Origin of the sequence: Streptomyces longisporoflavus (assembly GCF_014649775.1) — a bacterium.
Taxonomy (GTDB): Bacteria; Actinomycetota; Actinomycetes; order Streptomycetales; family Streptomycetaceae; genus Streptomyces; species Streptomyces longisporoflavus.
In genome coordinates, this window is sequence record NZ_BMTR01000151.1 from 1 (window position 1) to 555 (window position 555).

Sequence of the window (555 nt, forward strand, 5' to 3'; positions counted from 1 at the left end):
ATTTCTGCATGGATTCCAAACCGATAGAGGTATGCCGTTTGGCCAGAGGATTGCGTTGCAAGATGAAAGGAACAGACGTGACAAACTCTCCAGCATTTGGCTATTGTGCCACTCAGAAGATATACTATTATGGATTTAAACTCCACGCAGTCTGTGGGTTAAGTGGAGTTATCCACTCGTATGATTTGAGTCCAGCTAATGTTCATGACATTCATTTTCTTAAAGATGTTAAGTTTCAATTTCATGACTGTTGCATCCTAGGTGATCGTGCTTACCTCAGTGCAGAACTACAGCAAGACCTGTTTTCTTCTGTAGGCATTAAGTTGGAAGTTCCATATCGTCTGAATATGAAGAATTGGAGACCAACATTCAAGCCTTATGCAAAGGCGAGAAAGAGAATCGAGACCAATTTCTCTCAACTTTGTGATCACTTCATGCTCTTCAGAAATTACGCAAAGCAAACACCAGGACTGTTTACCCGAATCATCGGGAAAATTAGCGCATTCACAGTCTTGCAATATATAAATTATGTAAACAATAGACCGATTGGCAGGG

General features: G+C 40.7%; 1 protein-coding gene. It reads left to right on the plus strand.

Annotated features, from left to right (window positions below; translation table 11 throughout):
* A partial coding sequence (locus IE226_RS45565; protein ID WP_190087109.1) for an IS982 family transposase occupies positions 1-555 on the plus strand: 555 nt, incomplete at both ends.